This is a genomic window from Nocardia sp. CC201C (assembly GCF_030010695.1).
GTDB lineage: Bacteria > Actinomycetota > Actinomycetes > Mycobacteriales > Mycobacteriaceae > Nocardia > Nocardia otitidiscaviarum.
In genome coordinates this window covers 1-6,724 of the sequence record NZ_JASCXP010000407.1, presented here as the reverse complement: position 1 = coordinate 6,724, position 6,724 = coordinate 1, and the positions used below count along the sequence as shown (strand labels likewise).

6 protein-coding genes are annotated in these 6,724 nt (G+C 70.8%); 5 read left to right on the top strand and 1 reads right to left on the bottom strand.

The window, feature by feature from the left end; all coding sequences use genetic code 11:
• Positions 1 to 199: hypothetical protein (locus QK444_RS29985; RefSeq protein ID WP_282785478.1), on the bottom strand; the 199-nt coding region annotated here is incomplete at its 3' end.
• A gap of 203 nt (positions 200 to 402) precedes the next feature.
• Between QK444_RS29985 and QK444_RS29980 the strand changes: the two genes are divergently transcribed.
• From QK444_RS29980 to erm, 5 genes are all read left to right on the top strand, one after another.
• Positions 403 to 1,380, top strand: a complete 978-nt coding sequence (locus QK444_RS29980; RefSeq protein ID WP_282785477.1) for a helix-turn-helix domain-containing protein — start codon at positions 403 to 405, stop codon at positions 1,378 to 1,380.
• 70 nt (positions 1,381 to 1,450) lie between these two features.
• Positions 1,451 to 2,065 carry a LysE family translocator gene (locus QK444_RS29975; RefSeq protein ID WP_282785476.1) on the top strand — a complete coding sequence of 205 codons (615 nt, stop codon included), beginning with the start codon at positions 1,451 to 1,453 and terminating at the stop codon, positions 2,063 to 2,065.
• A 423-nt stretch (positions 2,066 to 2,488) separates the two neighbouring features.
• Positions 2,489 to 4,600 carry a nicotinate-nucleotide--dimethylbenzimidazole phosphoribosyltransferase gene (gene cobT, locus QK444_RS29970; RefSeq protein ID WP_282785475.1) on the top strand — a complete coding sequence of 704 codons (2,112 nt, stop codon included), beginning with the start codon at positions 2,489 to 2,491 and terminating at the stop codon, positions 4,598 to 4,600.
• Between the two features lie 363 nt (positions 4,601 to 4,963).
• Complete coding sequence (locus QK444_RS29965) at positions 4,964 to 5,710, top strand: adenosylcobinamide-GDP ribazoletransferase (RefSeq protein ID WP_282785479.1); 747 nt, start codon at positions 4,964 to 4,966, stop codon at positions 5,708 to 5,710.
• 254 nt (positions 5,711 to 5,964) lie between these two features.
• Positions 5,965 to 6,724 (top strand): 23S ribosomal RNA methyltransferase Erm (gene erm, locus QK444_RS29960; protein ID WP_282785474.1); only part of this gene is annotated, 760 nt, incomplete at its 3' end.

Here is a 6,724-nt window from a genome sequence, read left to right as displayed (position 1 = left end):
CGGCCAGTGCCCGCTGGGTGTCGCGGTCGACGACGTCGTAGGAACCGGCCCGCCGCGAGCCTTCCTCGCGGTGGAAGGGTACGGCCCGCCCGGCGGCGGCGAACAGGGTGAACGCGCGGCGGAACAGGGTGATCGCCGTGGCGATGCTGCGACGCTCGCCGCGGGAGACGGTGCTGGCGGGGGTGGTGATGGCGGTCATGGCTTATGCCTCCTGCTCGTCGGAAGTCTCGGTGCCGCCGGCCATCGCCGCGCCGGTGACCATTGCCATGGCGGTCATAACGGTTGCGGCTGCGAGTATTGCGGTGACTGCGTGCATGGCAGTAAGTTTTCTCTCGCGAGCTTTCTGCCAACAGTGGCAGTACTGACATTGTTCGCAAAGATTCGGCCAGATAGGCTGGGGCTATGTTGTCCAAGGTCGCCGTGGTGCTCAACGAGCGCCTCGCCATGTTCGAATTCGGCGTCGTCTGCGAGGTATTCGGGCTGGACCGGCGAATGGACGGGCTGCCCTACTTCGACTTCCGCGTCTGCGGGCTCGAACCCGGCAAGCCGCTGGGCAGCAGCACACCCGGCATCACGGTCACGCCCGAATACGGGCTCGACGAGCTGCGGAACGCGGATCTCGTTGCCATACCGGCGTTTCCGTTCGGTGTGCTGGAACAGACCGATCCACGGGTGATCACCGCGGTGCGGGAAGCCGCCGAGAACGGGGCCACCGTCCTCACCGTCTGCTCCGGGGCGTTTCTCGCCGGAGAAGCCGGACTGCTCGACGACCGCAAATGCACCACCCACTGGAAATACGTGGACGATCTCGCGCAACGGTATCCGAAGGCGACCGTCGACCCGGATGTGCTGTTCGTGGACGAGGGGGATCTGATCACCAGTGCGGGCACCGCCGCCGGGATCGACGCCTGCCTGCATCTGGTGCGGCGCGAACTGGGCAGCGCGGCGGCCAATGCCATCGCACGGCGCATGGTGGTGCCGCCGCAGCGCGACGGCGGACAGCGTCAGTTCATCGAACGCCCGGTCCCCGAATGCACTTCAGACAGCCTCAGCGACACCCTGAACTGGATGAACGAGCACCTGGAGTTGCCGCATACCGTGGAGGCCCTGGCCGCCCGCGCCGCCATGTCCACCCGCACCTTCGCGCGCCGCTTCGCCGCCGAAACCGGGACCACGCCGGTGAAATGGCTGACGGGACAGCGGATTCTGCTGGCCAAACAGCTGCTGGAGGACACCGAACTGGATCTGGAGTCGGTCGCGCATCGGTGCGGATTCGGATCGGGGGCGTTGCTGCGCCACCACTTCCAGCGGCTCGTCGGCATCGCGCCCACCGAGTATCGCCGGCGCTTCGGGGCGCATCCGGACGAAGTGGGAGTCTAGGGGGGCTCGGCCCGCGCACCGCCCGCGCCGGGGGTGTTGCCGGAAGCGGTCGCCGGTTACTGTGCGGGAGATGAGCATCGAATTCCTGCTGACGACGCTCGTCATCGTCGCAACGCCCGGAACCGGTGTGCTGTTCACCCTCGCGGCCGGGCTCGCCAGGGGCACGCGGGCGAGCGTGATCGCCGCGTTCGGCTGCACCCTGGGCATCGTTCCGCACATGATCGCCGCCGTGACCGGTGTGGCCGCGGTGCTGAACACCAGTGCCGTGGCCTTTCAGACGCTGAAGTATCTCGGCGTCGCGTATCTGCTGTACATGGCGTGGATGACCTTCCGCGACAAGGGGGCGCTGACCGTGCCCGAGCAATCGGGCGCCGCCCCGGGCGCTGGGCGGGTGATCGGCGCGGCCGTACTGGCCAATGTGCTGAACCCCAAGCTGACCATCTTCTTCTTCGCGTTCCTGCCGCAGTTCGTGCCCGCCGGGTCCGCGAATGCCGTGCCGCGCATGCTCGAGCTGAGCGGCGTGTTCATGCTCGCGACTTTCGTGGTGTTCGCGGTGTACGGGGTGGCCGCGGCGGCGGTGCGGGACCACATCATCACGCGGCCCGCCGTGGTGATCTGGATGCGGCGGGTGTTCGGGGCGTCGTTCGTGGCACTCGCGGGGCGGCTGGCCGTGCAGAACCAGTGAGCGGACGGGCCGGGTAGATGCGCCCTCCGGGGGCTTGGGTCCGGGCGGGTTCACCGGTGGCTGCGTTGTGCCGGGCGGCATTCGGGATGGGGCCGGGTGCGGCGTTCGGAGAGTCGGAGGCACGTCATCCGTGCTGAGACAGGTGACCGCGGCCAGGCGGGATGGCTGACCGCGGCCAGGCGGGATGGCTGATCGTGCGCCCGGTCGGTGCGTGGGGTGCCGGGGTCGAGGGCGGCATTCGGGTGGGGCCTTGGCGACGAGGTCGCGCCGGTGCGAGAACGCATGCCGCCACCATGTGCGGGGCAGGACTACGGACCCTGGGTGCGCGGGGAGGGACCCGGTCACTCATGTTCACCGGCTCGGGCTGGTGTCGGCGTGGGTTGGGGAGCGCCGTGTGGCGCGGTGATTGATACCGTGCTGACCGTGTCGCACACTGCTCACTCAACCGATCGGCCGCTCCGCACACTGGTGCTCGGCGGGGCGCGGTCCGGAAAATCGGCGTTCGCGGAACAACTGGTGGCCGCGGGGCCGGTGCGGTACATCGCCACCGCCGTGGTCGATCCGGCGGATACCGACTTCGCCGAGCGGATCGCGGCGCATCGGGCGCGCCGCCCCGCGGACTGGACGGTGGTGGAGGGCGACCCGATCGCGGGCCTGGGCCAGCCCACCCCCGCGACCCTGATCGACGACCTCGGCACCTGGCTCACCGCCCGCCTGGACGCCCGCAAGGCGTGGGAGCTGCCGCGCGGCACCGTGGGGCCGGATCTGGACGCCCTCGTCGCCGCCGTCGCCGGCTATGCGGAGCGGCTCGTGATCGTGAGCCCCGAAGTCGGGTTGGGCATCATTCCCGCCACCCGTTCCGGACGGCTGTTCCGGGATGAGATCGGCACGCTCAACCAGCGGCTCGCCGCGGTGTGCGATGAGGTGTATCTGCTCGTCGCCGGGCAGGCGGTGCGGGTCAAGCCGGGCGTGGATGGCGCGGACAGTGGTGCCGCCGGTGAGCGGCGGGCGGCGAGGGATGCCGGGGCCCATGCGGTGCTGGTACCCGTGTCGCACAGCGCCGGTGCGGGAGCCTCTGTCCGTGAGGTGATGAAAGCTGAAGCCGCGCAAGATGATTCGGTCGCCCTCTCGGTGCCTGCCGCAGTGGGGGGAGCTCATTCCGCGGCGGCGGGCGTCGATGACGAGCCAACCGATGGTGGTGCCGGGCAGGTGGACGGGGCTGCCGGGGGCGCAATTGCTTCCTTTGACGGCGAGGGTGCGCAGCGGCGGGTCGGATTGTCGAAGGGGGGTGCGGTGGCGGTGGAGTTCGGGCCGGTGGCGGGACCGGATGCGGCGATGCGGGCGGCCGCGGGGGAGCGGCAGGGGCAGTTGACCAAACCGGCGGGGGCGCTGGGGCGGCTGGAGGCGCTGGGGAACTGGGTGGCGGCATGTCAGGGGGTGTGTCCGCCCAAGCAGTTCGAGCGGGCGCGGGTGGTGGTGTTCGCGGGGGATCACGGGGTGGCGCGGCACGGGGTGTCGGCGTATCCGAGTGAGGTGACCGCGCAGATGGTCGCCAACTTCCTCCATGGCGGTGCGGCCGTGAATGTGTTGGCGCGGTTGGCCGATGCCACCGTGCGGGTGGTGGATCTGGCCGTGGAGGGCGATACCGCGGCGGAGATCTCCACGTTCAAGGTGCGCCGCTCCAGCGGGTCCATCGACCGCGAGGACGCCCTCACCGAAGACGAGACCCGCACCGCGCTGCACGCCGGAGCGGCCCTCGCCGACGAGGAAATCGATTCCGGCGCGGATCTTCTCATCGCCGGAGATATGGGCATCGGCAACACCACCCCGGCCACCGTGCTCATCGCCGCCGTCACCGACACCGAACCGGTGGTGGCGGTCGGCCGCGGCACCGGCATCGACGACGCGGGCTGGATGCGCAAGACCGCCGCCGTGCGCGACGCCATGTGGCGGGCGCGCCCCGTGGTCAAGGACCCGCAAGCCCTGCTGCGGGTCGCGGGCGGCGCGGATTTCGCCGCCATGGCCGGATTCCTGGCGCGCGCGGCCGCCCGCCGCACCCCGGTGATCCTCGACGGCGTCGTGGTCACCGCCGCCGCCCTGATCGCCGAACAGCTCGCACCCGGGGCGAGCGCCTGGTGGGTGGCGGGTCACCGCTCCAGCGAACCCGCTCACCAGATCGCCCTGGACCGACTGCGCCTGGAACCCCTCGTCGACCTGACCATGCGACTGGGCGAGGGCTCCGGCGCGCTCACCGCACTCCCGATCCTGCGCGCGGCCGTGGCAACCCTCGGCGAGATGGCCACCTTCGCCGAAGCCGGTGTGAGCACGGCTGATTCATCGGACGGTGGTGCGACCGTGGGTGGTTCTTCGGAAGCGGGTGCGAACGCGCCTGGCGCATCGGAAACGGGTGCGAGCGTGGGTGGTTCGTCGGGAGCGGGTGTGCGCGCTGGCAATTCGACAGAATCCGGTGGGCGCGGAACTACGTCGTCCGAAGCCGGGGTGGGTGCAGCCGACTCGCCGGAAGCCAGTGCGTAAGGGACGGCTCTCACGCGGGTGCCGCCCACTGCGCCGGTGCCCCGGACCCGCCGACCCGTGCGATGCGGACCAGGCTACGGCGGCTGATATCCGGACGTGCCGCGGTCCCGCCGCCAGCGCGCGGCGGTACCGCCCTGCGCACGCAATGGAGCCCACCCGCCGTCGCCCCCACGGTCATCCTCATCGCGAGGGGGGACTGGTGGCGGTGGCCACTCGCACGACGCCGCCACCAGTTCCCCCTGATCGTTCGTCCACCGGCGGTGATGCGCGGACGGTGAGGAGCGGGCGGGTCGGGTCACGGGTTCGCGGTGCCGTCGGCTCGGCGTGCGGCGTAATGCGGGAACCTGCATGCCGGAGGAGTCGGTGAAGGGGCTCGCGCTGGCCGTGTCGTGGCTGACCGTGCTGCCGGTGCGAGGGCCGGAGCAGGTGGATAGGCGCGCGGCGGCGGGCGCTATCGCGTGGGCGCCCGTGGTGGGGGTGCTGCTGGGCGCGGGGGCCGTCGCGGTGATGTGGGTGCTCGCGGTCGCGGGGGCCTCGTCGCTGCTGGCTGGTTTGGTGGGCGTGGCCGCGCTGGCGTTGGGGACGCGGGGGATGCATCTCGACGGGCTCGCCGACACCATGGACGGGCTCGGGAGTTACGGCCCACCCGAGCGGGCGCGGGAGATCATGAAGAGCGGTGGGGCGGGGCCGTTCGGGGTGGCGGCGATGGTGTTCGTCATAGGGATACAGGCGGTTTCGTTCGCGGCGCTGGTGGATGCGCAGCGGTGGCCGGCCGTGGTGGTCGCGGTGGCGGTGGGGCGGGTCGCGGTGGTTCTCGCGTGCCGCAGCGGGATCGACGCCGCCCCGGGGGCCGGGTTCGGGGCTTTGGTCGCGGGAACGCAGGGGCGCGCGATCGGATTCGCCTGGGCCGCAGTCGCTCTGGTGGCAGCGGGATTCGTCACCGATGCGTGGTGGCTGGGGCCGATCGCCGTGGGAGCCGCGCTGGCGGCGGCCACCGCGCTGGTCCGCCACGCTGTTCGCCGGTTCGGCGGGCTCAACGGGGATGTGCTCGGCGCGGCGGTGGAGGTGGCCACGACGGTCGCGGCCGCGGTATCGAGTCTCGCGCTGTAATCGGACGGGGAGATTCGACCCTCATCGGCATCGCGGTGACGGGGGAGTCGCCGCCGAATAATTCGGTTGCGGCGGGAGTCATGTGCTCCCTACGGTTTCTCGCATGACATGTCACTGCGCCCCCTACTTCATCCGTATGCGCTACGGCCGGGCTCTGGCCCGCTAGCGGACGCGGATTCTTCTCTCGGCGTCCGCAGGCGCGCCCAGGGCCCTTCGAGACTCATTCGACTCGAGGACCCGAAAGGGCACACGCTGTGGCGCAAGATTTTGCACACCGAAACTACTCGCATACCCAGCGCAAGGTCACCAGCGGCAGCGGCGCTCGCACGCCGCGTGACCATGCCAGGCGCACCCTCTCGCAGAACTTCCTGGTGAACCGCGACGCCGTCCAGCTCATGGTGGCGGTGGCCGAACCGACCGGGCTGGTGCTCGAACCCGGCGCGGGCGAGGGCGTACTCACCACGGAACTGGCTCGTCGCGGCGCCCGGGTGACCGCATACGAGATAGATCCGCTGCTGGCGATGAAGCTCTCCGCGCGAACCCGACGCGAGAGCGGAATACGCGTCGTCCGAGGTGATTTCACCAAGGCGAGGGCTCCGCGCGAACCGTTCGCCGTGGTCGGCAACATCCCGTACTCGGTGACCGCCAAGATCGTCGACTGGTGCCTGACCGCACCCGCTTTGACCTCGGCGACCCTGCTCACCCAGCGGGAGTACGCGCGCAAGCGTACCGGCGACTACGGCCGCTGGAGCCTGGTGACGGCCGAAACCTGGCCGTGGTTCACCTGGGAACTGCACGGCCGGGTCGACCGGACCAGCTTCCGGCCCGTCCCCTCGGTCGACTCGGCCATCCTGCGGATCGTCCGCCGCCCGGAACCGCTGGTGCGGGAACGGAACTCCTACCTGGAGCTGGTCCGGACCGGCTTCACCGGCCTCGGCGGCTCCGTCCGCGCTTCCCTGCGCACCCGCTATCAGGGCGTGGACGAAACGCTGGCCGTCGCGGGCATCGACCGCG

Coding starts and splice junctions, on each gene's coding strand:
- QK444_RS29975 (WP_282785476.1), top strand. CDS start 1,451: ATGAGCATCGAATTCCTGCTGACGACGCTCGTCATCGTCGCAACGCCC.
- QK444_RS29980 (WP_282785477.1), top strand. CDS start 403: ATGTTGTCCAAGGTCGCCGTGGTGCTCAACGAGCGCCTCGCCATGTTC.